This is a genomic window from Streptomyces sp. AV19 (genome assembly GCF_015999245.1).
Taxonomy (GTDB): Bacteria; Actinomycetota; Actinomycetes; order Streptomycetales; family Streptomycetaceae; genus Streptomyces.
In genome coordinates, this window is sequence record NZ_JAEAMR010000005.1 from 1 (window position 1) to 24,389 (window position 24,389).

28 protein-coding genes are annotated in these 24,389 nt (G+C 72.6%); 16 read left to right on the forward strand and 12 right to left on the reverse strand.

Translation table 11 applies throughout. From position 1 onward, the window contains the following. Positions 1-163 precede the first annotated feature (163 nt). The 9 genes from I5Q34_RS07270 (at position 164) to I5Q34_RS07305 (ending at position 6,286) form a co-directional block, all read left to right on the forward strand. Positions 164-1,558 carry a hypothetical protein gene (locus tag I5Q34_RS07270; RefSeq protein WP_199891351.1) on the forward strand — a complete coding sequence of 465 codons (1,395 nt, stop codon included), beginning with the start codon at positions 164-166 and terminating at the stop codon, positions 1,556-1,558. Between the two features lie 30 nt (positions 1,559-1,588). Then, complete coding sequence (locus tag I5Q34_RS07275; RefSeq protein ID WP_277965800.1) at positions 1,589-1,888, forward strand: hypothetical protein; 300 nt, start codon at positions 1,589-1,591, stop codon at positions 1,886-1,888. After that, on the forward strand, positions 1,885-2,139 hold the full coding sequence (locus I5Q34_RS07280; protein ID WP_199891352.1) for a hypothetical protein: 255 nt from the start codon (positions 1,885-1,887) through the stop codon (positions 2,137-2,139). The genes I5Q34_RS07275 and I5Q34_RS07280 overlap by 4 nt, the downstream gene beginning before the upstream one ends. A gap of 222 nt (positions 2,140-2,361) precedes the next feature. Further along, a complete protein-coding gene (locus I5Q34_RS07285; protein WP_199891353.1) occupies positions 2,362-2,748 on the forward strand; it encodes a hypothetical protein in 387 nt (128 codons plus the stop codon). 103 nt (positions 2,749-2,851) lie between these two features. Next, a complete protein-coding gene (locus I5Q34_RS07290) occupies positions 2,852-3,700 on the forward strand; it encodes a hypothetical protein (protein WP_277965799.1) in 849 nt (282 codons plus the stop codon). Positions 3,701-3,708: 8 nt separating this feature from the next. Next, positions 3,709-4,113 (forward strand): DUF6233 domain-containing protein, encoded by a 405-nt coding sequence (locus I5Q34_RS35975; RefSeq protein ID WP_374192986.1) that lies wholly within the window; start codon positions 3,709-3,711, stop codon positions 4,111-4,113. Positions 4,114-4,260: 147 nt separating this feature from the next. Beyond that, complete coding sequence (locus tag I5Q34_RS07295) at positions 4,261-4,476, forward strand: hypothetical protein (protein WP_199891354.1); 216 nt, start codon at positions 4,261-4,263, stop codon at positions 4,474-4,476. Positions 4,477-4,688: 212 nt separating this feature from the next. Continuing rightward, on the forward strand, positions 4,689-5,153 hold the full coding sequence (locus I5Q34_RS07300; RefSeq protein WP_199891355.1) for a hypothetical protein: 465 nt from the start codon (positions 4,689-4,691) through the stop codon (positions 5,151-5,153). Beyond that, entirely contained in the window at positions 5,150-6,286 is a 1,137-nt protein-coding gene (locus I5Q34_RS07305; RefSeq protein ID WP_199891356.1) for an integrase, read from the forward strand. The genes I5Q34_RS07300 and I5Q34_RS07305 overlap by 4 nt, the downstream gene beginning before the upstream one ends. Positions 6,287-6,314: 28 nt before the next feature. Here the strand turns inward: I5Q34_RS07305 and I5Q34_RS07310 are convergent, their stop codons facing one another. Then, positions 6,315-6,626, reverse strand: a complete 312-nt coding sequence (locus I5Q34_RS07310; protein WP_199891357.1) for a hypothetical protein — start codon at positions 6,624-6,626, stop codon at positions 6,315-6,317. Between the two features lie 205 nt (positions 6,627-6,831). Here I5Q34_RS07310 and I5Q34_RS07315 point away from each other — a divergent pair, with 205 nt between their 5' ends. Then, positions 6,832-7,134, forward strand: coding sequence for a hypothetical protein (locus I5Q34_RS07315; protein WP_199891358.1), 303 nt, complete (start codon positions 6,832-6,834; stop codon positions 7,132-7,134). Positions 7,135-7,220: 86 nt separating this feature from the next. Here the strand turns inward: I5Q34_RS07315 and I5Q34_RS07320 are convergent, their stop codons facing one another. Together I5Q34_RS07320 and I5Q34_RS07325 are read right to left on the reverse strand one after the other, a co-directional pair. After that, positions 7,221-8,669, reverse strand: coding sequence for a bifunctional DNA primase/polymerase (locus I5Q34_RS07320; protein WP_199891359.1), 1,449 nt, complete (start codon positions 8,667-8,669; stop codon positions 7,221-7,223). Continuing rightward, positions 8,659-9,075, reverse strand: a complete 417-nt coding sequence (locus I5Q34_RS07325) for a hypothetical protein (RefSeq protein WP_199891360.1) — start codon at positions 9,073-9,075, stop codon at positions 8,659-8,661. Before I5Q34_RS07325 ends, I5Q34_RS07320 begins: the two co-directional genes overlap by 11 nt. A gap of 539 nt (positions 9,076-9,614) precedes the next feature. Between I5Q34_RS07325 and I5Q34_RS07330 the strand changes: the two genes are divergently transcribed. Beyond that, positions 9,615-11,072: an NF041680 family putative transposase gene (locus I5Q34_RS07330; protein ID WP_199891361.1), complete on the forward strand. Its 1,458-nt coding sequence runs from the start codon at positions 9,615-9,617 to the stop codon at positions 11,070-11,072. Here the strand turns inward: I5Q34_RS07330 and I5Q34_RS07335 are convergent. The 6 genes from I5Q34_RS07335 to I5Q34_RS07360 form a co-directional block, all read right to left on the reverse strand. Further along, a complete protein-coding gene (locus I5Q34_RS07335; RefSeq protein ID WP_199891362.1) occupies positions 11,000-12,883 on the reverse strand; it encodes a DUF4158 domain-containing protein in 1,884 nt (627 codons plus the stop codon). The genes I5Q34_RS07330 and I5Q34_RS07335 overlap by 73 nt on opposite strands. 561 nt (positions 12,884-13,444) lie before the next feature. Next, positions 13,445-13,999 (reverse strand): ATP-binding protein, encoded by a 555-nt coding sequence (locus tag I5Q34_RS07340; RefSeq protein WP_277965798.1) that lies wholly within the window; start codon positions 13,997-13,999, stop codon positions 13,445-13,447. Positions 14,000-14,055: 56 nt separating this feature from the next. After that, the gene (locus I5Q34_RS07345; protein WP_199891363.1) at positions 14,056-14,922 is read right to left on the reverse strand and encodes a hypothetical protein; all 867 of its coding nucleotides are present in this window, start codon (positions 14,920-14,922) and stop codon (positions 14,056-14,058) included. After that, entirely contained in the window at positions 14,919-16,148 is a 1,230-nt protein-coding gene (locus I5Q34_RS07350) for a hypothetical protein (protein ID WP_199891364.1), read from the reverse strand. Before I5Q34_RS07350 ends, I5Q34_RS07345 begins: the two co-directional genes overlap by 4 nt. Further along, on the reverse strand, positions 16,145-16,849 hold the full coding sequence (locus I5Q34_RS07355) for a hypothetical protein (RefSeq protein ID WP_199891365.1): 705 nt from the start codon (positions 16,847-16,849) through the stop codon (positions 16,145-16,147). Before I5Q34_RS07355 ends, I5Q34_RS07350 begins: the two co-directional genes overlap by 4 nt. Further along, positions 16,846-18,000 carry a glycosyltransferase gene (locus I5Q34_RS07360; RefSeq protein WP_199891366.1) on the reverse strand — a complete coding sequence of 385 codons (1,155 nt, stop codon included), beginning with the start codon at positions 17,998-18,000 and terminating at the stop codon, positions 16,846-16,848. Before I5Q34_RS07360 ends, I5Q34_RS07355 begins: the two co-directional genes overlap by 4 nt. A 168-nt stretch (positions 18,001-18,168) precedes the next feature. Between I5Q34_RS07360 and I5Q34_RS07365 the strand changes: the two genes are divergently transcribed. The 3 genes from I5Q34_RS07365 to I5Q34_RS07375 are packed head-to-tail and all read left to right on the forward strand — an operon-like array spanning position 18,169 to position 20,250. Further along, positions 18,169-19,125 carry a helix-turn-helix transcriptional regulator gene (locus tag I5Q34_RS07365; protein WP_234428576.1) on the forward strand — a complete coding sequence of 319 codons (957 nt, stop codon included), beginning with the start codon at positions 18,169-18,171 and terminating at the stop codon, positions 19,123-19,125. Further along, the gene (locus I5Q34_RS07370; RefSeq protein WP_199891368.1) at positions 19,122-19,691 is read left to right on the forward strand and encodes a peptide deformylase; all 570 of its coding nucleotides are present in this window, start codon (positions 19,122-19,124) and stop codon (positions 19,689-19,691) included. Before I5Q34_RS07365 ends, I5Q34_RS07370 begins: the two co-directional genes overlap by 4 nt. Before the next feature lie 46 nt (positions 19,692-19,737). Continuing rightward, entirely contained in the window at positions 19,738-20,250 is a 513-nt protein-coding gene (locus I5Q34_RS07375; protein WP_199891369.1) for a hypothetical protein, read from the forward strand. 134 nt (positions 20,251-20,384) lie between these two features. Here I5Q34_RS07375 and I5Q34_RS07380 read toward each other — a convergent pair whose 3' ends face one another. From I5Q34_RS07380 to I5Q34_RS07390, 3 genes are all read right to left on the reverse strand, one after another. Further along, complete coding sequence (locus I5Q34_RS07380; RefSeq protein ID WP_199891370.1) at positions 20,385-21,053, reverse strand: recombinase family protein; 669 nt, start codon at positions 21,051-21,053, stop codon at positions 20,385-20,387. A gap of 220 nt (positions 21,054-21,273) precedes the next feature. Then, positions 21,274-21,984: a DDE-type integrase/transposase/recombinase gene (locus I5Q34_RS07385; protein WP_199891371.1), complete on the reverse strand. Its 711-nt coding sequence runs from the start codon at positions 21,982-21,984 to the stop codon at positions 21,274-21,276. 105 nt (positions 21,985-22,089) lie between these two features. Next, complete coding sequence (locus tag I5Q34_RS07390; protein ID WP_307811648.1) at positions 22,090-22,713, reverse strand: DUF6431 domain-containing protein; 624 nt, start codon at positions 22,711-22,713, stop codon at positions 22,090-22,092. 263 nt (positions 22,714-22,976) lie between these two features. On the opposite strand from I5Q34_RS07390, the gene I5Q34_RS07395 reads away from it, so the two are divergent. Further along, on the forward strand, positions 22,977-23,921 hold the full coding sequence (locus I5Q34_RS07395; protein ID WP_199891373.1) for a hypothetical protein: 945 nt from the start codon (positions 22,977-22,979) through the stop codon (positions 23,919-23,921). A 49-nt stretch (positions 23,922-23,970) separates the two neighbouring features. Continuing rightward, the gene (locus tag I5Q34_RS07400; RefSeq protein ID WP_199891374.1) at positions 23,971-24,312 is read left to right on the forward strand and encodes a hypothetical protein; all 342 of its coding nucleotides are present in this window, start codon (positions 23,971-23,973) and stop codon (positions 24,310-24,312) included. Positions 24,313-24,389: the final 77 nt, after the last annotated feature.

Here is a 24,389-nt window from a genome sequence, read left to right on the forward strand (position 1 = left end):
ACGCGTTACGGAACGGGGCGCGAAAGCGGCCGCGGATTAGATCTGCGTTCCGTTTCATACCGATCAAACGAAACGAAACAGAACTAAACTGGTTTTGGTTCCGTTCCGTTTTTTCTTCACGAAACACCGAGATGGGGAACGGAACGTTGGTACGCTGTGCCTCATGACGGAGACGTTCAGTTCCGAGACGAGGGACGACAGCGCAGGCGAGGGCGCCGAGCGCGGGATGCGGAAGTGTGCCCGGGACGGCTGTACGAACTTCTTCACGCCGGCGGCTACGGGGCGGCCGCGCCTGTACTGCTCGCAGGTGTGTCGTAAGAAGATGTGGGACGCGACCGAGGCCGTGAAGAACGACGGCCGGGAAGGTGGGGCCCCGGCGGCGACGGCGGACACGGTCGAGGAGCTGGTACGGCTGATTGCCGGCGCCTCGCAGCTGGTGGGGATGCTGCACCGCGAGCGGCAGGAGCTCGACCCAATGTCGGTGCGGGCCAAAGTCGCCAAGGCCGAGGCCGAGGCGGTCGAGGCGAAGGCCCGGCAGAACTCCCTGGAGGCGTCCCTGAGCGCGGCGGTCGAGTCTGCCGAGGCGGCCGAGGAGGCTCGGGCCGAGACTGAGCGCCAGGCGGACGAGGATGCTCATGCGGCGGCACGGCGGATCGAGGGGGCGGACGAACTCGCTGCGGAAGCCGAGCGGTTGCGGCGGGCCGCGCAGGCTGAACGTGACGATGCCCTGGAGACAGCGGCCGGGTTCGAGCGGGACGCGAAAGAAGCCAGGGGCGTGCGGGACACCGCGCTCAGGGGGAAGAGGGCCGCGGAGGAGGCGTTGGAGGCCGAGCGGGACCGCACGCGCGCGCTGGAGCAGGAGCGGAACCAGGCGCGGGAGGCGGCGGCCGCGGCGAAGGCGCTGCAGGAAGCAGCTACGGACGAGCGGGACCGGGCCGTCGAGGGTCTGGGGAAGGCCCGGAAGGAGCACCAGGACGAGCGCGACGCTCTGCTGAGCGAGGTACAGGCGGCCCACCACCAGCGTGACGAGGCGCGTCGAGAGCAGAAGCGGACCGCCGAGCTGCACGCCACGGCGGAGCGAGAGCGAGCCGCTATCGCGGCGGAACACGACGCACTTGTGCGCGAGATCGAAGCCGTGCGGCAGCGCCTGGCCACCGCAGAGGAGTTGCTGAAGGCCGATCAGGGTGACGGAAAGCCGGAGGGGAATACCGCCAAGCGTGCCGCCGAGGACGCGGCTGCTGAGCACATCCCGGGGCAGATGCGCGTACCGATGCCGGGCGTCGAGGGCGCCGAGGCCGAGCTGATCGAGGCGTTCGTCCAGGGTGGCAGGGGACTGTCTCGGCCCGCGTACCAAGTGTTGTTCGACCTTCAAAGGGCCCTCAAGAGCCGGTCAGACCTCGCTGACCTGTCCGGACGCCGGGATGCGGTGCTCAAACTCGCACGTCAGCGACGGCTCCGCATCCCGCACGGTCCCGAGGGTGAACGGCTGCGAGCCGCGCTGGACGCCTACGCCGCAGCGCACGCCGAACCGCCGCACGACGCCGGGTCGGGCGAGTAGCGTCGGTTCCATCAACCTACGGAGGTCACCGTGACCGCACAGCCCACCGAACACCGCCCCCTGCCTGAGCCGCCGCCCATGCGCACCCTGCGTGAGCTGCGGGCGGCCCTGCGGACCCATGGCTTCCCGGGGGATCCCGAGGCGTTCGAGCGGGAGTTGGACGCGGCCGAGCTGGACGACCTTCCCCGGGTCCGCGAGATCACGCAGGCCTACCGGCACCGTGTGCTGCTGCGGCTCGACCCCGAGGGGACGGCCGCCGTGGAGCGGACGGCCGAGGACGTCGAGGCCGAGCTGCGCCGCAAGCTCGCCGGCGGGGCGGCCGCCCGGTGACGCACGCCTTCTACGCCGACGCTGCCGAGAAGGCCCTTCTCGATCTGACCCGCGGCGAGCGTGCCGCCGTCGAGAGCGTCCGCGTCTCCCTGGAGACCGACCCCCGGCAAGGCCGCAGCCTGCCCGACACTGACTCCCGGGTGGTGGAGGTCCTGCCGGAGACCACCGGCGGCCGCGGCATCAGCGTCGTCTGCCGGTACAGTGCGGATCTTGACGCCGCCCTCATCTCCTGGTTGATCGCAGGCCCGTAGCCCCTCCGGCGACCCACTCTGCCCGGGGCGCTGCCCCCGGACCCCGCCAGCGCCCCGGCGGCGCTGGACCCGCCACGTTCGTGGGAGGGCACCTCTGGCGGTGCCTCCTACACCCCCGCTGCCGCCCGCCCTCAAGTGCTCGCGCTGCGCGCTTGAGAACGGTTGTCCTTGAACCCCGGTGTGCCGCCGTTGCCCGCAGGGCGATCGGTCGTTGACCCTGGTATGGATCGCTTGGCCGGGGCGGGGGCGCCGGGCGTCGAGGAGCTGGCCGAGACGTTGGCTGACGCCGCCTGCCACCTGCACGATGCCGTGACCGGGCCGGGCGCCTGGAGCCGTACGGCCGTCGAGGACGCGGCGGAGAGCATCGAGACCACCGCGCAGGCCCTGACGAGCGCGCACCCGGAGGCCGCAGCAATCCTCGCACCGGTGCACACAGCCCTAGCCGTCCTCCGCGAGCGGCTGGCCCTTCCCTCAGCCGACCCGAGCGCCAAGGGGAAGCCGGCTGCGGACGGAGCGGCCCGCGGCCGGGGGCGTCGGCGGGGACTCGGTCACGGGTGGCAGGGCATACGAGTGCGCGAGGGCGGTACGGTGCCGGGATGGCGGCCATGAGCACGGCCGTGACACGGTCTCGGGCCGTCACTACCGCCGCACCCGGCCGCGCGGGTTCGCGCCGTGGCGGCCGCGGCCGGCGACGCTGCGGCTGATCGAGCAGGTGCAGGCCATCCTGGACGAGTACCGGGACCATCTGCCGATGTCCGGGCGGCAGATTTTTTACCGCATGGTCGGGTTGTACGGTTATGAGAAGAAAGAGCGGGCGTACGACCGGCTGACCGAGCACCTGAACCGGGCCCGCCGGGCCGGCCTGATCCGCATGGAGGACATCCGGGACGATCGCGCCGTGGTGATAGGGCCCGGCGCCGGCTACGACGGCCCGGCCGACTTCTGGCGGTCGGTGGCCGCCGCAGCCGAGGACTACCACTGTCCGCTCGCCGAGGGCCAGCCGCGCGCGGCCGAGCTGTGGGTGGAGAGCGCCGGGATGATGCCGATGGTGGCCCGCGTGGCCGCCGGGTTCGGCGTGACCGTCTACGGCTCCGGCGGGTTCGAGTCGGTCGGCGCCAAGCACGAGGCCGCCTGCCGGATCGCCCGCCGCGCGCTCCCGACCACCGTGCTCAGCCTCGGCGACCTGGACCCGTCGGGGTGGTCGATCGTGGACGCGGCCGCGGACGACGTGGCCACGTTCGTGGAAGAGATGGACGCCGAGCCGCCCGCCGTGCGCCGGCTCGCCGTCACCGTCGAGCAGGTGGCCGCGTACGGGCTGGAGACCGTGCCGCAGAAGGAGACCGACCGGCGTGGTGAGCGCATGCCCGCCACCGTCCAGGCCGAGGCCCTGTCCCCCGACCAGCTGACCGGCATCGTCCGGGCCGGTCTCGCGGCCGTCGTCGACGAGCGGGCCCTACAGGCCGTCCGCGAGCGGTCCGAGCGCGAACGCGCGGAACTGCGCGCAGCCCTGGACGCCTACACGGCGGCGCACGCCATGGGCGACGAGGCCGACACCGTATAGTCGAACGTATGAGCGAGAATGTGCCGAGTGATTCCCTACCGCCCGATATCGAGCGGCTCCGGGTGGTTCGGGCATATCTCAGCTACGAACTCGCGCGGGTTGACGCCCGGATCCGGCGGTTGGAGGAGCAGGCCGCCGGGCGGGCCGCCGCGCCGCCCCGCGAGCGCCGTCCGGAACCGGCCCCCACCGGCTCTGCAGCCGGTGGGGAGCTGAAATGGTGGCGGTTCGTTCCGGCTCGTGGTGACCGTGGTGGCGGGATGGTGCACCGGGGGGACTGCCAGGAGGCGGCCGGTGCCCCGCTCGGGCAGACGGAGGCCCGCATGATCCTGGACGAGGACGGCGTGCAGCCCTGCCCCCGGTGTCGGCCGGAACTGCGGCTCCGGTCACCGGCACAGGACGCCGGGCGCCCGTGATCCTCGGGGCTGGGGCCGGGCTGGCAGGGCGTTGAGGAGCGGGCCGAGACGCTGGCCGACGCCGCCTGTCACCGCACTGCGCTTGGACAGGCCCACGGTCGGGTGACCTTCTCGGGGGGTGAGCGCCCGGCCCGGGAGACTGCCGGTATGGGTGACGCGTGCGACTACGAGAGGCTGATCACCCGGCTCATGCCGGTGGCCATGGACCCGGCCGCCGTGGGCCGGATCGTGACGGCCGAGAAGCTGACGGGTGCGCAGATTGGGCAGCTGATCGCCCGCCTCGGCGTCCGGTATGACGAGATCGGGATGGGCATCCGCATGTGCGACGCCATCACCGAGGTGATCCGCGACGAGAACCGGTGATGGCCGCCCCGGACGCCCACAGTGCGTCGTCACGCGCCCGGTCCGGCTGGCTCTTGATAAGTTGCCTTACCACGAGTCAGCGGCGCCGGGCGAGAAGTTGTGGTGAGCATGTCAATTTCTTCGAACCGGTATCCCGCCACCCGCTTCTGACGGGCCGGCGGCCGCCCGCCGCACCCACCCCGCCGCCGGCGGGACTACCTCCGGGAGAGCCGATGGACGCCACCACCGCACAGCGCACTGTCATCCGCTACGCGCGCCCGGACGGCGCCCCCCTCACCGACGCCGACTTCGACACCCTGCACCGCATCGCCCGCGCTCACCGCACCCCGGCCCCCGGAGGGGACCTCATGGACGACACCACCACCCCGCGCCGCGTGCTCACCGAGGAGGAATACCAGGAGGCATGCCGCCGCGCGCACACGGCCGGCCGCCTGCGCGGCGACGGCGCCGCCCACGTCGTGGCCGCCGTCCTGGCCGCCGCCGGCGTGCTCACCCCGCCGCCCCGCCCCGACGCGCTGGACCCCGACACCTGCACCGCGCTGTTCCCGGACGATCACGGCTACTGGCTCCAGTGCCAGGAGGACCCCGGACACCCCGGCCACCACAACGACGGCGAATTCGACTGGACCGACGCGCACCCCGACGCCGTCCCCCCCGCAGGGCTGAGACGCCGATGAGCACGACGGACACCCCGCCGCCGACGGCGGAAGCACCCGCCGTCGGCGGCGCCCTGGACGTCGAGCCGCTCGACGGCCCGGCGGTGCCCGCCGCCCGCTCGGGTCTGTCCGACGCCGCCCGCGAGGCGGTCGCCGCCGGCGTTCCGGAGGAGACCGCCCGAGGGTACGACGGCGACTGGCGCCGGTTCACGGCGTGGGCACTCGCCCTCGGCCGGAGCCCGAAGCCGTGCACCGGCGACACGCTTACCGAGTACGTCACCTGGCTCACCCTCACCCCCCGCCCCCGCACCGGCCGACCCTACAAACCCGCGTCCATCGACCGCGCCATGGCGTCGATCGCCGTTGCGCACCAGGCCGCCGAACTCCCGCCGCCGCACCAGAAGGGGGCCCGGCTGGTCCTGCGCGGCTACGAGCGGCGGCTGAAGGAGACCAAAGACCCCCGCGGCCGCCGGCGAAAGGCCACCGCCGCCACCCCGCCCGTCCTGCGAAAAATGGTCGGCGCCCTGGACCGCACCACCCCCATCGGCATCCGCGACGCCGCCGCCCTGCTCACCGGATTCGCGCTCGCCGCCCGCCGCGGAGAGGCCGCCCTGCTGAACTGGGAGGACCTCACCGAGGTGGAGGAGGGGTTCGAGGCCGAGCTCTACCGGCCCAAGGTGAACAAGGAGCAGCCGCCGGGCGTGCCGTACGGCAGCAACCCCGCCACCTGCCCCGTCCGCGCCCTGCGCGCGTGGCGGACCTGCCTCACCGCCCACGGCCGCACCCCCACCGGCCCCCTCTTCGTGCGCATCGACCGGCACGGCCGCATCGCCCACCCCATGACCCGCCACGGCCGGCCGATCGGCGATGCCGACGGCCGCATGACCGGCGAGGGCATCGGCGACATCGTCACCCGCGCCGCCACCCGCGCCGGCCTCACCCCGCCCGCCGACCTCCTGCCCGACCTCCCCGCCCGCTGGACCGGCCATAGCCTGCGGCGCGGGTTCGCCACCGCTGCCCGCAAGGCCGGGAAAGACATGATCGAGACGGCCCGGCACGGCGGTTGGGTGGATGGGTCGAAGGCTCTGACCTCGTACTTCGAAGAGGCCGGGCGATGGGACGAGAGCAATCCGCTGTACGGCATCGGCCTGTAACGGGGTGTGAGCGATGACCCGGCCGCGTTCAGTCTCGGCCCTCGGCCGCCGCCATGGCTCCGGCCTTCACGCCGTCCAGGAACGACCAGGCGTCGGCGAAGTGCATCGGACCGTTACAGGTCAGGCTTCGCATGCCGCGGACGGTCAGATTGAAGCGCACCGTGCCGTACACGAGCCGGTCTACGCGCTCGCCGGGGATGCCGCCGTGGTCGGTCACCTTGATACGCAAGCCGGTCGCGAGTGCAACGGCCTCGGCGTGCCACCGGAGTTGTTCGATCGGCTCCCAGCTTTCGTCGAAAGCCGGGCTGTGGCTGCCGTTCTCGTTCTTCACCACGTCCATCTTGGGCTCCTGTTCGGGGGTAAAAATTGCGAGTCGTCCGGGTATCGGGCGACGATGGGAGGCCGTGAAGGACTACCCTGGACCGCCGCCCCGCCCCCCGCCGGAGGCGCCGCTGATGGAACGGGCGCCGAGACGACCGGCATGAGCGGGCCGCGGCGGGATCCGCCGGGCACGACGTCCGGGCGGAGTGCGAGAGACTGCCTCCGTGACCACGACTCCCCCGCCCCGCGTCCTCGGTAAGGGCCTCGGCGCCATCTACTCCCACCTCGCGGCCGACGACGAGCACCAGGAGCCCGCCGCCGACATACCGCCGGAGGACCGCGGCGAAGACGAGGTGGACGCCGTGCTGGACATCCTGCGCAGCGTGGCCGTGCCGGCCGGCCTGGCCCAGGCGGCCGCGGCCCTGCTCGACCAGGCCGCCGCCGGGCGCCCGTTCACCGAGGCACGCCGCACGGCCGCGGCCACCGTCGCCGAGCAACTCCGGGCCGCCGCACGGTCCGCAGACTGAACCCCCGGCCCCCGACCCTCACCAGCGCGGGGACGGCCTCCCGGACACAGGCCGGCCGGGCCGGGGTGCGGTGCCCGCAGGCAGCTTCAGCGGGCCGGGCCGGGGACGCGGGCGGGCAGCGCGTCCGCGAGGTCCTGGAGACGCTCACCGGCCCCCGGCGCCCCGTCGGCCAGCGCGGCCGCCGCGCGGAACAGACCGCCGAGGGGCCCCGCCGTGGCGTAGACGACGACGTCCGCCGCGTCCCGGTCCGGCAGCGTCCCGGGGAGCGTGGCCAGGCCCAGCACGCCGAGCGCCGCCGCGGTGCCGCCGGACCCGGCCAGGGTGCGGCGGGTCTCGCCGGCGGTGGTGGCCAGGACGCCGTCGGCGGCGAGGACCGCGCGCAGCAACTCCGCCCCGGGGCCGGGAGCCCCCTCCGGGGCGGCGGGGTGCCGCGCGAGGGCATCGAGGTGACGGCGGGTCAGCGCGCCGCCGGCCTCGGCGACGACCTCGGCGGCCACGTACTGGCCCCGGGCCAGCGCGGCGGCCCAGTGGACCAGGCGCCGGGCGAGGACCTCCGTCGGCCGCCGGTCCGCCGCCTCCCGCCGCAGCCGCCGGACGGTGGCGTCGCCGGTGTCGCCCTCGGCCGCCGGCGGCAGCTCCTCCCCCGCCTCCCAGGTGACGGATACGAAAGTGTGCGCCTCCCCGTAATTGGTGACGTCGACGTCCACCTGGGCCACGGCGAAGGGCGGGTGGCCGGACATCTCGGCCCGGACCAGGCACCGGTCCGGCGCGGCGGGCACCTCGCCGTCGCGGGCCGTCGGCACCCAGCCGGAGAGCTGCATGTCTCCGTCGGAACCGTATGGGCGGAGCTCCGCACCGGTCAGCTCGACCGGGATCGGCCAGCGGCCGAAGAACAGGCGCGCGACGCTCGGCGTCATGACGTCCTCTCTGTCTCGTCCGGGCCGAGGGTGCACGGACGGCCGGTGCCCCCCGGCCGCGGGCATAGGTGATCGGCGGTGTGCGGGGGTGCTCAGACGGTCGGTCAGCCACCCGGGCAGGTCCAGGACCGGGGCGTCGCGGACGACGGTGTACCGGAGGCCGTTGACGACGGAGCCGGGACCGATGAGATATCCGCCGGTGCGACGGCCCGGCCCGCGGGTGTCGATCCCGGGACCGAGGCCGGCCCGTCCGCCCGACGTGCTGCCGATGATCCGCCCAGCGGGGGCCCGGAAATAGAGGTGACGGCCCCCCGGGGTCCGCACCGTCAGGGTGGCGGGGACCGGGTGGCCGCCGACGGCGCACAGGGCCGCGAAGGACGCGATACCCTCCGGGCCGTCCAGGTCGAGGCCGACCACGTCGGAGGCCCGACACCCCACGCCGATGTTGTGGCCCGGAGGCCACGATTCGCGTACGCGGGCGGCATCGTGCAGGCACCGGCCGTGCCACCCCGGACCGGCGGGACGCCGGCCGCCGGGCGGCAGCGGGAAGACCGCGACCCGGTACCGCTCGACGAGCGCGGCCACCGCGCCCGGAGTCGGGCCCGCCTCAGCACACACAGTGGTACTCGTGGTCGGCGCCGCAGTCGCAGCAGTGGAAGCCGGAGCCGTACCAGCCGCACTCGCACTCGTACTCGCGGACCTCACCGGTGGCGGCGTCCATCTCCTCCTGGTACTCGCTGTGGCGCCAGCCAGAGCACTGGTCGTTGTAGCAGCCGCAGCCGGGGCACTCGGGACAGACCATGCTGTTCGTCCAGCCGCAGGTCTCGCACAGCAACTGATTGCCGGGGTCCTCAAGGATCGCGACAGCGGCGTCCACCGTGCGCACGTCCCGGTCCTGAGCCATCACCTCTTGGATCCGGTCCCGCTCGGGGTGGTCCAGGATCGCGACGGCCACATGGTGCTTGATCCCGAGCTCTTCCTTGAGGGCCGCCAGGTCCTCCTTGCGCGCGTGCTGCCTCGGCATGTCGGCTCTTCCTGCGGGCGGCGGCGATCCCAGACTCACCGGCCCGCACGAGCGAGGCCAGAGGGTGACGGCGAAGACTTTGGTGACGGCTCGGCGCGAGGCACCTACGGCGGTGTCCGGTCTGGGCCGGATCCGTGCCGGGCCGCGAGCCGGGCCCACGGCCCACTGACCGCACGTCACACTGTAGCGCGCGGCGCGGCGGTGCCGGGGGCTTTCCGGCTGCGGGGGTGGACCGGATCTGAGCCGACTGTCGGCCCGTCCCCGAACGGGCCGTGCCGGGTCGCGGATCCCCCGGGGGTGCCTCAGCCGGCGGCGCGGTCGGTCGTGCGGCGCCACCGCGGACGGCGGGGGCGGGCGCCGTCCAGGACCGGGGTCCCGCCGGTATTGCTCCAGGATTGAACGCTAAGCTTGTTCTTTTTCTTCTGGTCTCGAACGGTGTCCCGAACACGGTCACTCACCTGGGCATTCGCCGGACATGAGGGCGGCCTTCGTCTGATCCTGTGCTCCGTCACGAGGAGAACCAGTCGAAGGCCGTTGTCATGAGTGTGGTGTGCCCGGATGCCCGGCGGGAAGCGTTCGCGGAAGCGTCACGCTTCCGGGCAGAGTTCTACGAGTGTCTGACCGCCCGGCGTGACGAAATATTCGAACTGGCCGACGCGCTGTTGTGCGTCGACGGGCCGGTCACCTCACCGGTGGACCTGACGATGGTGCCCGAGCACCGGCGTGGGCACGGCGCGTTGTACGGAGCTCTCAGCCGGGGCCGGATCGATGTCGGGAGACTGCGGACCTTGCTCGCCGGGCTGCCGTTGCCTCGGTTCGAGGGCGGGCGCCTGGTGCTGGCGGTCGACGTGTCGCCGTGGCTGCGCTCGGACGCGCCGTGCTCGGCAGACCGGCTGTTCTGCCACGTCTACGGCCGGGCGAAGTCCGCCTCCCAGTTCATCCCGGGCTGGCCGTACTCCTTCGTCGCCGTCCTCGAACCGGGAGCCACCTCGTGGACCTCGATCCTGGACGTGGTCCGGCTCGGACCCGAAGACGATGCGACCGCCATCACCGCCACCCAACTCCGAGCCGTGGCCGAACGGCTCATCTCAGCCGGCCAGTGGCGGCCCGGCGACCCGGACATCACGATCGTCATGGACGCGGGTTACGACGTCACCCGCCTGGCCTGGGTCCTGCGGGACCTTCCTGTCGAGCTGGTCGGGCGGATCCGCAGTGACCGGGTGATGCGGCTGCCGAAGCCCTCGCTCAAGGAGTACGCCCTGGCCTACCCCCAGGGCGGCAGGCCACCGAAGCACGGCAAGGAGTTCCGCTTCGCCCAACCCGAAACCTGGCCCGAGGCGGCGATCACCACCGTCACCGACACCACCAACTACGGCAAGGCCGAGACCCAGGCGTGGGACCGGGTCCATCCGAGGCTGACCCACCGCTCGGCCTGGCTGGAGCACGACGGTGAACTCCCCATTGTCGAGGGCACCTTGGTCCGGTTGAAGGTCGAGCACCTCTCCAAGGAACGCGAGGCCCCACCGGTCTGGCTGTGGTCCTCCAAGACCGGCGCTACCCCGGCAGACGTGGATCTGTGGTGGCAGGTATTCCTCAGGAGATTCGATCTTGAGCACACCTTCAGGTTCACAAAGCAGACGCTCGGCTGGACCACCCCGAAGGTCCGTACCCCCGAGGCCGCGGACCGCTGGACGTGGCTCGTGGTCGTCGCCCACACCCAGCTCCGCCTCGCCCGACCGCTGGCCGCCGACCTCCGCCGGCCCTGGGAGAAGCCGACCAAGCCCGAACGCCTCACCCCGGCCCGGGTCCGCCGGGGGTTCAGGAACATCCGAGCCCACCTGCTCTGTCCGGCCCGTGTTCCTCAACCACGCGGCACCGGCCCCGGGCGCCCGCCCGGCACCAAGAACAAGCACCGGGCACCCCGCTACGACGTCGGCAAAACCGTCAAACGCCCCGAGACCCTCAAGGCCATCGGCAGACCCGGCCGATCTTGGTAGAAAAAGAACAAGCTCAGGATGTCGATGAGGGCGACGGTGCCCCACTTCTTGCGGATCGCCTTCTTCAGCCGGCGGAGGTTCTTCGGCTCCTTCTGCGGCTCCGGCTCGGTGAACTTGATCGCCCCGCTCTTGCGCTTGCCGTCGATGGTCACCCACGGCAGCTTCGGCAGGGCCGCATCCAGGGCGGACAGGGCCTGGCGCATCTCGTGCTTGAGCTGGGCGGTGAAGACCTTGCCGTCGCGGGGCTTGTTGAGCTTCTCGTAGTACTCCGCGCGCCGGGTCTCGAAGTCGGTGGGCAGGTCCTCGTCGGGGTTGCGCCATTTGTCGGCGCCGACGACCCAGATCTCCTTGCAGCGCAGGCGGTCGCGCAGGGCCTGGAAGACGCACGCCTCGTACACCGTGCGCACGACGCGCTGGGGGCCCTTGGCGGGGGTGTGGACGGCGAACTCCCTCCAGTCCTTGCGTACGACGCCGTCGAGGGGGATGTCCGCGCCGATGGGCAGGTAGGTGGTGGAGGCGTCCTTGTGCTCCTCGATGAGCTTCAGCGCCTTGATGACGGGCTTGTGCGTGTCGTTGGAGGAGCGGAACTGAAGCACGCCGAGGAGCTTCATCAGCCCGCGCCGGTAGTGGTTGCTGTAGGAGGACTTGAACACCTCGCGCTTGGAGCGGGCGAAGGCCGCGTTGGTGGCCTTCATCTCGGCGACCAGGTCCTTGAGGGTCTTCTCCCCGCCGGCGGCCGGGAAGACCACCTCGCGTACGGAGCCGTCCGGGGCGCCCAGAGAGGCGGTGGCGATCTTTCCCAGCAGCCCGGCCTTGCCGCGCACGCGGGTGAACTCGGCGACGAATGCCTCGGTCACCTTCTTCTCCGCGCGCGCGTTGATGCGGTGCACGGTGGAGTTCAGCAGCTCTACCAGGGTGTCGGTGATCTCGCGCTGCCGCTGGAAGAGCAGCGCGGCCAGCAGTACCTGCCGCACCGCGGGGGTAAAGCGCCGCAGGTGGCTGGGCGAGGAGGCTGACGCGCGGGCCCGCCAGGCGCTCACCACCTGTACGCCGATCCCGGCGAACGCCTTCTCCGGGACAGCCACGGCGCGGACCTGCAAGAGCTTGGCGATCTCGTCCAGCAGCGAGGCGAGGCTGACGTTGCCCGGGTGGGCCTTGATCTGCGCGAGCACCGCCTCCACCGGGTCGTCCTCGTCCTGGTCCTCGTCGGTCTCGGCGAGGTCGTCCTCCGCCGCTTCTGCTCCAGGCAGGCCGGTGAAAACGAGCGCGTCCAAGCGGCGCGGGCAGCCTTCAGCCTCGGCCAGGTGGGCGGCGACCTCGGCGATGGCCCGCTCGTCGGCCTGGTGCAGCGCGGAGCGGACGATCGCGGCGGCCTGGTCGGGGGTGGGCGGCTCGATCAGCTTTTCGCGCATCTGCCGGTACAGCTCGGCCCGGACCTGCTCAGGCCGGCGCTCGTCGTGCCAGATCTCGTCGACCAGGGCAGAGGCGAGCTTGATCTGGTCGGTGACCGAGCACTCGTGCCAGCCGGTCAGCTCCCGGATCTCGGTGCGGTGCCGCTTGGCCGTACGCGAGGTGAAGTCGTACAGCGCCATGTCGGCCGCCGGGATGCCGACCTGGTTGGCCACGTGGGCGACCGCGTCCGCGGGCAGCTCGATGCGGGTCTTGGGAAAGCGGCCCCGGAAGGGCAGGAACTTCAGCTGGACGGCGAAGCCCAGGCGGGTGGCCCCGCTCTTGTTCCGCAGCCAGTCCAGCTCGTCGCCGATCAGCGTGAAGTGCTCGACCACCGCGTCCAGCCCAAGATCCCGCCCCACCGGGCCCGCCCCTCTCCGTGCCGTCCGCCGCACCCGGAGCCGGCGGCACGTTGCCGTCGGCGTGCCGTGTGCGGCGTTCACTCGTTCAGCCCAACGAGGTGATCCACTTCCGGGCAACGGGCGGACATGATCAGAGATGAAGGGGGCCTTCTTCCGGGTCGTGACCGGCCGTCCCCTACTCGGCGAGCGTGTCCGTGCTGGTCAGGGGGCCGACGGCGCTCTGTACCGGCGAGTTCGGTGTAACGCCTTCGCGGAGGGGCTTCCCCGGACCGGCGCGCGCGGTGTGCCGCGACGCGGCAGGCCGGCCGGTCGAAGATGGCGTCGCGGCGGTGTCCGCGGCCTGGCAGAAAGCGGCGGCCGCACACGGGGCAGCGCACGGCGATCGAGTCCGGGCCGTTGAGGATCATGTGCAACCCGATCGCAGCTCCCGCGCCCCACCGGCGCCGGTCACGTCGCGCCCGTCCCGCACATGAGGGGCCGCAGTACACCGCGTCCGCGCGGGCTGCCGCCCGGATCGGTTCCCGGCACCACCGGCACCGGCGCACTCGACCGGCCATGTCCTCAGCGTACGCCGGGCTGCCGGTCCCGCTCGGTGTCCAGGACGGCGGCGCAGGTCTGGGCCGGGTCGCCGGTGTAGGTGATCGCCTGCTCGTGGGGGGCCGGGGGCTCGAAGCGGGCGAAGAAGTCGTCCAGCGCCTCGGGGCTGACTATGAGCGCGTTGGCGTCCTCACGCCGGTTGCGGTCGGCCAGGCGCCGCAGGAGCTCGTCCCGGTCGACCGGCAGGTAGACAAGCCGCCACCGACCGCCGACGGCCTCGACGAGCTTCTTCCAGGCGTCGCGGTCCGCCTGGAGCCACAGGCCGTGGTCCAGGACGACGTCGTCCCCGGCCGCCAGGTGCTCGGCGAGCTGTTGGCGGATCGCGTCGACGACGGGGCGTTCGCGCTCGAAGTAGGTGTCCTCGGGGTAGTCGACGCCGTAGCGGCCGTGGAGGCGATGGACCTCCTCGTCCACGGACAACCGGACCATCCCCCGGTCGGCGAGCGCCTGGGCGAGGGAGGTCTTGCCGGAGCCGGTGATGCCCACCAGCAGCACCGCCACCGGCTCGCGCGCGATCACGTCCACCTCTCCCCTCTCAGCCGGGCCTGGCCTCCATTCTCGCCGACCAGGGCCGCCTACCGGCGGGTGTTCGCGGCAGGTGGGCGCCAGCGGGTGACGATGGTCCGGGCCTCGTCCGCCCACCCGGCCGGCAGGCCGTCGAGGGTGACGCGGCGGAAGCCGAGGCGGGGGTCGGCGACGTCGATCCGGCCGTGGTGCCGGTCGATGTGCTCCAGCAGGCGCCCGGCCTCGTCCCGTACGGCCGGGGTGTGCTCGGCCCAGGCGCCGGAGGTGAAGTTCTCCACCCTGCGCCGCAGGTCGTCCAGGACGCCCGCGCGCCACTTGAAGTGGTGCACGCAGGCGAGGGTGTCGGGGTCGGGCTTGTGGCCGGGGGCCCGGTGGTTGCCGGAGGCCACGGCGGTGCCGGACCGTGCGAGGACGATCTTGCGGGGGTCGCCGTGCAGGAGCCGGTGGGTGAGGTGTCCGCCGAGCGGGAACGCACGGTCCAGCCCGGTCACCGGCCGCCAGTGGGCCAGGCGCCCGTCGGGGGCGACGCGGTCGAGCATCAGCCCGCCCACCACCGGCCGCCCCGCCGTCTCCGCCGCGGCGATCACCTCCGTGAGTGGGGCGGGGTAGGTGTGGAGCTCGTCGGAGTCGGCGAGGAGGTGCCAGCCGGGCCCGGCCTGCTCGCGCAGGGTGTCGCGGAGGCCGGTGTTGGTGTGCTCGTGCCACGGACCGGTAGTGACCGTCGCCGGGGGGACGCCGAGCTCGTGGGCGGTCGCCAGCAGCTGGACCCGCCAGGCGGCGGGGACGTGGTCAGGGAAGTGGAAGGCGAGGCGGAAGTCGGTGATGCCGAGCGCGCGGTAGTGGGCGGTCCAGGCGGTCAGCAGGGCCGGTTCCACGGGGCCGATCACCGCGACCAACACGGGCGGGGCGGGCGTCATCGCAGCTCCTCGATGAGGCGGGTGTAGGTGGTGGTGAGGAAGGCGGCCTGCTCGGCCGCCGTGGCCATGCCCACCGCGGCCGGGGCCTCCGGCCCGGGACGCTCGGGTGGCTCGGAGGCGAGGCTGTCGAGGGCCGCGGCGAGGGCGCTGGGGCCTCCGGCCGGGAACAGCCGGGCCCACGGCTGCCCGGCGATCCTGCTGGTGAGGGCGGGGTCGTGGTCGGAGAGGATCAGGGGGACGCCGAGGCGGGCGGCGTCCATGACCAGCCCGGATTCCTTGCCGACCCCGGGGCGGCGGGTGACCAGGGCTGCGTCGGCGGCGGCGTAGACGAGGCGGAGGACCTGCTCGCCGACCGGGCCGGGCACCGTGTGCAGGCGGACCTGCGGGAGCTGGTGCCAGCGGGCCAGCGTCTCCTCGTCGAGCGGGGTGCCGGTGACCACCAGGTGCAGCGGCCGGGTGAGCCGGGCGAGGGCGGCGTCGACGGTGGCGATGTCCTTGTAGGGCCACCAGCCGCCGACCAGGCACACCGCCGCCGCGTCGTCGGGGATGCCGAACGCGGTGCGGGCGCCGTCCCGCTCGGCCCCGGTGAGCCGGTGCCCATCGTCGACCGCGAAGGCCCGTACGGCCCCGGCCAGGCCGGGGAAGGCGCCGGCGAACTGGTCCCGGACGGCCTTCGTCGGGTACAGCGCGATCACCCGCCGCTCGCCGCGGCGGGCGAGCCGCCCGAGCAGCCGCACCGGCGCGTCCTCGGTGGTGATGGCCTCGTGGATGAATCGCAGGTGGGGTTGTCCGCCGAGGAGGGCGGTGGCGCCGTGCAGGGCCTCGCTCGCCGTGAGCACCACCACCGCCCCCGGCTCCCGGACCAGATGCCGGGCGGTCCGCAGGCACGCGGCCTCGGTCAGGCACCGGGCGATCAGCGTGACCTGGTGCGGGGATCGCCGCAGCGCGAGCGGCCACCGCCGGGAGGCGAACAGCCGCTGTCCGGCCGCTGAGACAGCGCTCGCCCACTGGGCGGCGGCCAGCAGCACCGCTGCAACCAGCCCCTGGGCGCCAGTGATGAGTCGGGCGCCAACCTGGCGGAGCGGAGCGGGGTCGGCGGCGCCGTACGGGGCGATGACCACGCTGCCGCCCCGTGCGGCGGCGAGCGCGGAGAGGGTGCGCGGGTGGTGCCCGCCGAGCCGGTGGGCACCCGGCTCGATGAGCACCAGCGGCTGCTGGCCGGTCATCCGGCGACCGCCTGCTCGCCGTGCGCCGCCGTGAACCGGTCCTTCAGCCACGCGGGATCGTTGAGCGCGTCGAACCGGGCCGTGTCCCGTGCGGCCTCACGGGCGAAGGCGATGCCGTCGCGGGCGCCAGCCGCCGCGTACGAGGCGAAGTCGCCCTCGCGGCTGGTCGTCCAGGCGTCGAGGCGGGCCTGGGCGTCGGCATCGGCCATGCCGTACTCGCTGCCGCGCGCGAGCATCGCGCACTCCCTGAAACCCGCCTTCCAGGCATGGTACGGACTCTGGTTGAACCGGGTCGTTCCGGCCGTGTCCTCGCAGAACTCCACCTTGCCCGGGAGCGCGGCGAGGACGTCGACGGCCTCGCCCATCTCCCGCAGCGCGTCCCGCCGGATCAGCTTCAAGCCGCCGTAGCCGTAGGTCAGCCCGTTGACCGGGTTGACCGCCCGCCACACCCGCATCGAGATCCCGCCGCCCAGCGGCTCGACGTCGGCGGCGGGGAAGCGGGTGTCGATGGAGAAGTCGCCGTCGGCGAGGAAGAACTGCTCGGTGTCGGCCAGCTCGGCCGTCAGCCGGTAGGCCCGGCGCATGCCCCGTACGCCGTGCAGGCGCTTGACCGTGCCGCCCAGCACCCGGCCGAGCCGCCGGTGCAGGGCGTTGGCCATCGGCTCGTCGTAGGACAGCAGGACCGCGTCGAACCCGGTCATGCGATCGCCTCCAGATAGCGGGCGGCCACGGCGGCCGGGGCGAAGTCGGCGGTGGAGGCGTGGGCGCGCTTGGCGTGGACCCGGTAGAACTCCGCGTCGGTGGCCAGCCGGCGGGCGATCTGGACGGCCTGGTCGTCGGTGTCGAAGAGCAGGTCGTCGTCGATGTGCTCGGCCAGCCATCCGGTGCGCGGGGCGAGGACCGGCAGGCCCATCCCCTGGCAGTCCACCACCGACATCGACCACGGGCACCCGGGCCGGAAGGGCGCGATCCCGAAGTGGGCGCCAGCGAGCAGGTTCCGGTAGCGCACCCGGTCACCGCGGTCCGAGGCGATCGTGACGCCGTCGAGGGCGGCGAGTTCGTCGCGGTGGCGTTCGGGGCTGGGGTCGAGGCGGACGCGCTCGGGGCTGCGGTTGCCGAACAGATCCATCACCGTCAGCTCCACCGGCGCCTCGGCGGTCAGGTGCCGGGCGAGGGCGGTGAAGCGGGCGGTGCCGTAGTGCGCGTAGAGGCGGTGGTTGTAGACGCCCGTCGCGCGGCCGTCCGGCGGCAGGGTGTCGGCGGGGTCGCGGACCAGGCGCTCGTCCCTGGGGGCAGGCACGACGTGCAGCTTCTCGTCGAGGTCGACGCCCATGCGGTCGGCTGCCGCCGTGGTCCAGGACGCGGCCGTGGCGGAGTGGACGAGGACGCGGTCGCAGGCGGCGAGGCCGGCGGCGAAGGACAGCAGCACACTCCGGCCGAGGCCGCCGTCGTCGAGGGACGGGTCGAGTGCGAGGTCGCCGTCGTCGGTGAAGGAGAAGGGCAGGTAGTGGCAGTACCCGGCGATCCGCGTGTCGGTTCCGGCTTCGAGGAGGGCGGCGCGGATCGCGGGGGCGGCCTCGATCTGGTTGGCCACCACCACCTCGGGCCGGACCCGGCGGACGAGCGCGACGAGGGCGTCGAGGCCGGGGTCGAGGCGGGCCCGGTACTTCGTGGACGGCGAGAGCGTGGGGGCGAAGCCCACCCGCTCGTCCCCGGCGGGGGCCGGGGCGGCCACGGTCACGTCCACCCCGGCGTCGGCCAGGGCCGGGGTGAGCAGGTCGGCGAAGGTGAAGCCGGAGTCGGCCGAGAGCCGTCCGGGGTTGGAGATGTTCAGCAGGTACAGCAGCCGCACGGCGGTCTCCCTCCCGCAGGGCCCGGGTCGTCCAGGCCGGTTGAAGGGAAGGAAACCGGGGTCAATGACGGTGACGGGATGGTGAACTGGCCTCACTCACGGTTCACTCACGTTCGTCATCAACCAGCCAGCCGGGCGGGGGCCTTGATGGAGGAACAGCACGATGCGATGACCACAGAGCAGGCGGCCGAGGCGTTCGCGGCCGAGACCGCCTACTGGCGCGAGGTGCGGGGCCTGTCCAAGCGGGCCCTGGCCTGCGCGATGGGCTTTGATCCGTCGTACGTCAGCCATGTGGAGTCCGGGCGGCACAAGCCGACGGAGGACTTCGCCCGCCGCGCGGACGAGGCGCTGGGCGCCGGCAAGGCCATCTGGAAGCGGTGGTGCGACTACGAGGCGGCCAAGGCCCGAGGCGGCCGAGCGGCAGCGCCGCCGGCGCCGCGCGCGGTGGGCGAGCAGCCGTACGCGACCGGCTCCGCGCTCGTCGTCGAGCACGACGCCGCTCGGCTCGACTACGACGGTCGCCTGTACCGGCTGACGATGCGCCGGCTTCTGCGGAACACCGGCTCCGAGCCGGTCACCCGCTACCTCATCCGCATCAGCGTCGACCGCTACCCCGGCGAGCCCGAGCGGTCCAACGCCCACTACCGCACCCACCCACTGACCTGGGACGAGCTCGCGCTGAGTGCGACGTGCCGGGGCGAGGCGATGCGCTGGGAGGCCAAGCACGACCGCGACGCCTTCAAAGAGGTGTGGCTGCTGTTCGAAAACAACCAAGGCCGCTTCCCGCTGTACCCCGGCGAGTCGGTGTGGATCGAGTACGCCTACTCGGTGGGGGACGAGAAGTGGGGCCGGTGGTTCCAGCGGGCCGTACGGCTGCCCACCGAGCACCTGGAGGTCCAGCTCGCCTTCCCCGCCGCCCTCGACCCGGTCGTGTGGGGCACCGAGACCTCCATGACCGCCGAGGCGTCCCCGCTGCGGACCGCCCCCGTGCGGCGGGACGAGAACGGGACGCGGTTGTTCTCCTGGACGACCTCCACACCGCCCCTGCACGCTCGGTACCGTTTGGAGTGGCGCTTCCGAGCGGCCCGGCCCGAACCCCAGACGAGCGACAGGGAGCTGACGTGACGACGGTGCGGCCCAGCGAGCAGATGCGAGACCTCGGCGTCGTGCAGTACGGCGCCCCCGTCCTCGCCGACGTCGCCCGGCCCTTCGCCCTGCCCGCGGAGAAGGACACCGCCGAGCAGACCGTCGAGACGCTGTTCGCGGCGATGGAGCGGATCGCGCGCGTGCACCCCTTCGCCAAGGGCATGGGTATCGCGGCCCCGCAGATCGGCATCGGCCGGGCGGCGGCCGTCGTCCAGCCCGCCGACCCCGCCGCCGCGGCGATCGTCCTGCTCAACCCGCGCATCACCGCCCGCTCGCAGGAGATGGACGAGCAGTTCGAGGGGTGCCTGTCGTTCTTCGACGTCCGCGGCATGGTTCCTCGCCCCCTGACGATCACGGTGGTGACCACCGCCCTGGATGGCACCGAGGTGACCGCGGTGTACGAGCGCGGCCTCGCCCGGCTCGTCGCCCACGAGATCGACCACCTCGACGGCCTGCTCTACACCGCCCGCATGCGGCCCGGCGTCGAGCCGATCCCGGTGGAGGAGTACCGGCAGACCGGCCGTTCGTGGGCGTACGACCAGTAGCCCCGTCGCCCGTGCCCTGTGCCCGACTGGGCTCGTTGCACCTTTTGTGACCGACGAGCTGAGCGCCACAGCACAGCGCACCTGGTCGTTCTCCACCATCGCCACTCCGCGGATGCGGGTCGCTGAAGTCGTCCACCAGCCCGGCCCCGACGCCTACAGCGACCTCGTCCGTGACGCGCTGGCCTCCGGGTTCGCCTGGGGCAGCGGGACGATGCCCGTGGTGACCGCCGCCGTGCACGTGGTCGGCGGCTGCTTCCACGCGCTGACGCTGACCGGCACCACCACCGTGGTGGCGCCCGCCGAGCCGGTGCCGCTGTCCTCGGCCTGGCTGAAGGCCGCTCTGGACTCGCTGGAGGCGGTGGTCATGGTGGTGCCGCCCGGCACCTTCGACGAGGAGATGCCCGAGCAGGCCGACCGCACCGACGACCCCGGCGCCTGCGCCGCCCACCGCACGAAGCTCAACGCCGTACGGACCGGCGGCCACCTGCTGTGGGCCGCCGCCCGCATCCGGCTCGACCAGCCACCGGTCGGTGCGTCAGCCGCCGGGCCGGGGGTGTGACGGGCCCTGGCCCGGTTCATCCCCGCGCTCCTCGGCCTCGGCCTCGTCTCCGCCGTACGGCCCGAACGGGCCTTCCTCGCCCGGCTTCGCGCCCAGTTGCCGGGCGCCTCCCTTGGTCCGGTGATAGCCGGGGATCACCGGTTGCCGCCTTCGAGCTGGGCGGGGATGCGGCTGGCCCGCAGCTCACGCAGGTCGGGGATGTGGTTGTAGAGCGTGCCCGGGGAGACGCCGAGCATCTTGGCGATCGCGGTGATGGAGTGCTCGGGGTTGGGCAGCAGGTCCCGGGCCATGTTCAGGATCTTCTCGTCGACCACGGTGGGCCGGCCGCCGACCTTGCCGCGGGCCCGGGCGGCGGCCAGGCCCTCGCGGGTGCCGGAGACGATGAGTTCGCGGATGAACTCCGCCAGGGCGGCGAAGACGTGGAAGACGAGCCGGCCGCCGGGGGTGGTGGTGTCGAGGTTCTCGTGCAGCGAGGTGAAGCCGATCTCGCGGCGGCGGAGCTCGGCCACCATGTTGATCAGGTCCTGGAGGGAGCGGCCGTAGCGGTCGAGGGCGGGGACCACCAAGGTGTCGCCGGCGTCGAGGAAGGCGTGGCATGCCTTGAGCTCGGGGCGGAGGTCGTTCTTGCCGGACTTCTTGTCCGCGAAGATCTTCCGGCACCCGGCCGCCTTGAGGGCGTCGAGCTGCCGGTCGAGTTTCTGTCCGCCGGTGGACACGCGTGCGTATCCGATGCGGATCTCGGTGCGGACGGCAGGCTCGGCGGCCAGCAGTTCGAGAGCGTCAGGCTCAAGGGGCGTGTTCACGCCCGGAATCCTGTCAGAAAACGGTCCTCTGGGGTTCTTGAACCACCCAGGTTATTGAAGGAGTTTTTGAAGGCCCTGGGGGCCTTCCGGCGACCCGCCCGACGATCTTCATTAAACGTTGGTTTTTTGAAGGCGGAGACGGGTCTCGGGCCGCACAGTCGCACCGCGGGCGCAGGCCCGAGCATCACACTCAGCTACTTGTCACTTGGTCGGCTGCTCGTTAACGGCACCCCACGAACGCGGAGCCGTTGTCGACATAGACCGACTCGGGGACCCCGCGGGCGGCGAGCGCCGGCCGCAGGGCGGCGGCGAGGCGGACGGTGTCCTCGGCGAACCCGAACCGGTGCCCCACGATCGCGCGCGAGTGGTCGTCGATGAACGCGAACAGATAGGTTTTGCGCCCGCCGATCTTCGGCCCGTGCAGAGCGTCACCGGTCCACAATTCGTTGCCGCGGGTGGCCTCGAACCGGCCGAACACCCCCTTCTGCCCGCCCTGTTCACCGCCGGTCAGGCCGGCGGCGACGAAGTGCCGCTGCAAGGTGCGGTCGGTCGGCGACCACCCCTGCGTGGTCCGCAGGATCCGCTGGATCTGGGCGGCCGTCCGCTGCGGGTTCTCCCGCTTCAGCGCGGCCGCCAGTTCCAGCACCTCCGCCGGGGTCCGCGGGACCGCCTTGCGCGGCTCGGGCACCAGCGCGGCGAACCCGCCCCGCCGGTAGTCCCGCGTCCAGCGGTCGATCGTGCCCCGCGAGACACGCACCTGTCTGCCGAACGGATCGGTGTGCTCCCGCCCGGCCAGCTCCCTCGCGAGCCTCCCGCGCTGACGCGTACTCAGGGACGGATCCAGCAGGTCCTGGACCAGGGAATAGCGGAACAGGCCCACCTGCCGGGCCTTCTCCGCCCGGCGGCGGTCCTCTTCCTCAGGCGACGCCATCAAGCACTCACACCCCTTCTCGTCTCGACCGCCCGACCGGTCGCGGGCAGACGCGGTCAAGACTGGAGCCACCTCCCCACCCCGCCCAGAGGCGGCACGTGTTGATCAACTGGACGAAACCGGGCAGGCCAGCAGCCGTCCGGCTATCACCCGGCCGGCGAACGCCCACCGCGACACCGTGTTCACCGCCGGCCACTTCCCGGCCGCCGCCCCATGGACAGCCGTGACGGCCGCGACCGCGTCGGCCACCGGCGACCCGGACGGCTCCGGCATCACCGGGTCATCGGCGATCGCGACCAGGGCCACGGTGAAGTGCCGGCGGACGTCCTCGGCCCGCACCACGAACCGGCGGATCCAGCCCCGGACCGTGTCCTCGGCCCGGCCCAGACGCGCGGCGACCTGCCGGTGCCCCATCCCCAGGGCCGATATCTCCAGTCCCGCACCGATCACTTCGGCCGCATCCGCCCGCCGCGGCCACATCACCTCGGCCAGCAGGACATGCGTGACCCCGCACCCCGAACAACGCGTCCGGCGCGGACGGAAGAACAACCGGGCCCCCAGAACACCCCGGACGACCCGCGGCCGGCCATGCCCCCACGGCGCCAGAACCGCCCCGCACCCCGGACAAGCCAACCGGCCATCACGCAACTGCTGTTCGACCAGCAGGACATCGCAGTCCACGACGAGCACCGAGCACCTCCGCCTCGTGCACACCACGTCGTCGCGCACGAAACAAGATCAGGATGCCCAGGAAGATCACACCTCATACCCACCGCGAATGTCGCAAACCCCCACCTACATGCTCATGCAGAGAGTCGTCCAACAGGCCCCCGCCACAGTTCGTCAATGGGAGGGGTGCCATAGGTTTCCGGCGTCGACGGGTGTGACCTCCCGGCATCGCCAACGGCCGGTTCTCGCAAAGCGGTTGACTGCGAGTTATTGGGTACCCAATAATCAGTGGTGTCCCCCTCGCTCCCCTTGGAGGCCGACCCATGCAGCTCGACATCACGCCCGCCCTCGTTCATGACCTCTTGGAGTCCCCCCGGGCCGCCCTCCGACCGGAGAGCACCGGCATCGTCCTCGGCCCCGACGGCTGGACCGTCGCCGTCTGGCCCGAGCAGGCCCCCGACCCGGGACTCATCGCGTTCACCGCCGAGGACGCCCACGCGTGGGCCGACGAGGACGGCGAGTTGGACGACGACACCGTCACGGCCCTGTGCACGCCGGCGGACCCCGACGACGGGGCCGACTACCGGATCCTTGGCGAGAACGGCCGCCGTACGCCCGGCGCCGGCACCCGGTGGCAGGTCATCACCGCGACCACCGACCACGCCGACGAGGACACACCCGGCTCCGCCTCCTGGTCCGTCGCACGGCACTGGCGAGACGCCGTTTGGTTCGACCAGGACGGTGCCCGCGAACTAGTCCAAGCGGACCCGGCGGAGGCCCGGACGGACTCGCGTGACCGTACCGACGCGCTGTGGCTGACCAGCGGCGGCCGTTACCTCCTCTACCGCCGGTCCGCGTCCGTCACCGAGATGCCCGAAGAATGGGAGGAGTGCACCCTGAAGCAGGCGGTGCTGTACACCTACCGGGCCGCCGGGCACCGTGTCACCGCCGAGCTCCCCCCGGCCCTGGCCGCCGCCCGGCACGCGCGCGCTCTCGCCGACGAACTGACCGCCCCCCGGGTCCGGCTGGAGGGCGACCCCGAGCTCGCCCGCGGGGCCGCCCGCCGCGTCCTGGACGAGGCCGCTGAGACCGTGCACGCCACCAAGGCCGTCTCCGAACTCCTGCGCTCCCAGGTACTCGCCGACCTGCGGCAGCAGCGTGCCGCCACCGCCCGCGTCGTCGAGCAGGCACACGACGATCGCCAGGCCGCCGCCGACCACTTGGGCATGAGCTACCCCACCCTCTCGAACCTGATCAACTACGGCTGAGAGCCCGAAGCGCCGCGACGCTCCCGAGTACCCCACGGAGAAGACCGCGATGACCACCACCCCGCGCATCCTGACCGATGCCGAGTACGACGCCGCGTACGCGCGACTCACGGACGCCGCGTACCGCCACGGCAGCCGACTCGGCACCAACGCCGCCCACGACGTCCTCACCGAAACCCTCGCCGCGGTCGGCCTGTTCGCCCCGGCCCCCGAACCCGACCTCGACACCTGCACCGCCCAGTACCTGCCGACCGACATCGATCTGTTCGGCCCCGACCTCCTCGGCCAGTGGCAACAATGCACCGACGAGCCCGGCCACGCCGACCACCACGACAGCATCGACCTCGTATGGGGCGACGACAGCCCCGGTGCCCTGCCCGCGCGGGCCTAACAGCCCCACTCACCTCGGAGGAAAACCACCCGTGGAACCCATTGGTACGAAGCTGAGGCCCCATTCATGGGACAGCG

Coding starts and splice junctions, on each gene's coding strand:
- I5Q34_RS07345 (WP_199891363.1), bottom strand. CDS start 14,922: ATGACGCCCGCCCCGCCCGTGTTGGTCGCGGTGATCGGCCCCGTGGAA.
- I5Q34_RS07300 (WP_199891355.1), top strand. CDS start 4,689: ATGGACGCCACCACCGCACAGCGCACTGTCATCCGCTACGCGCGCCCG.
- I5Q34_RS07310 (WP_199891357.1), bottom strand. CDS start 6,626: ATGGACGTGGTGAAGAACGAGAACGGCAGCCACAGCCCGGCTTTCGAC.
- I5Q34_RS07305 (WP_199891356.1), top strand. CDS start 5,150: ATGAGCACGACGGACACCCCGCCGCCGACGGCGGAAGCACCCGCCGTC.
- I5Q34_RS07365 (WP_234428576.1), top strand. CDS start 18,169: ATGACCACAGAGCAGGCGGCCGAGGCGTTCGCGGCCGAGACCGCCTAC.
- I5Q34_RS35975 (WP_374192986.1), top strand. CDS start 3,709: ATGAGCGAGAATGTGCCGAGTGATTCCCTACCGCCCGATATCGAGCGG.
- I5Q34_RS07385 (WP_199891371.1), bottom strand. CDS start 21,984: ATGGCGTCGCCTGAGGAAGAGGACCGCCGCCGGGCGGAGAAGGCCCGG.
- I5Q34_RS07395 (WP_199891373.1), top strand. CDS start 22,977: ATGCAGCTCGACATCACGCCCGCCCTCGTTCATGACCTCTTGGAGTCC.
- I5Q34_RS07355 (WP_199891365.1), bottom strand. CDS start 16,849: ATGACCGGGTTCGACGCGGTCCTGCTGTCCTACGACGAGCCGATGGCC.
- I5Q34_RS07285 (WP_199891353.1), top strand. CDS start 2,362: ATGGATCGCTTGGCCGGGGCGGGGGCGCCGGGCGTCGAGGAGCTGGCC.
- I5Q34_RS07330 (WP_199891361.1), top strand. CDS start 9,615: ATGAGTGTGGTGTGCCCGGATGCCCGGCGGGAAGCGTTCGCGGAAGCG.
- I5Q34_RS07295 (WP_199891354.1), top strand. CDS start 4,261: ATGGGTGACGCGTGCGACTACGAGAGGCTGATCACCCGGCTCATGCCG.
- I5Q34_RS07350 (WP_199891364.1), bottom strand. CDS start 16,148: ATGACCGGCCAGCAGCCGCTGGTGCTCATCGAGCCGGGTGCCCACCGG.
- I5Q34_RS07325 (WP_199891360.1), bottom strand. CDS start 9,075: ATGCCGAGGCAGCACGCGCGCAAGGAGGACCTGGCGGCCCTCAAGGAA.
- I5Q34_RS07270 (WP_199891351.1), top strand. CDS start 164: ATGACGGAGACGTTCAGTTCCGAGACGAGGGACGACAGCGCAGGCGAG.
- I5Q34_RS07400 (WP_199891374.1), top strand. CDS start 23,971: ATGACCACCACCCCGCGCATCCTGACCGATGCCGAGTACGACGCCGCG.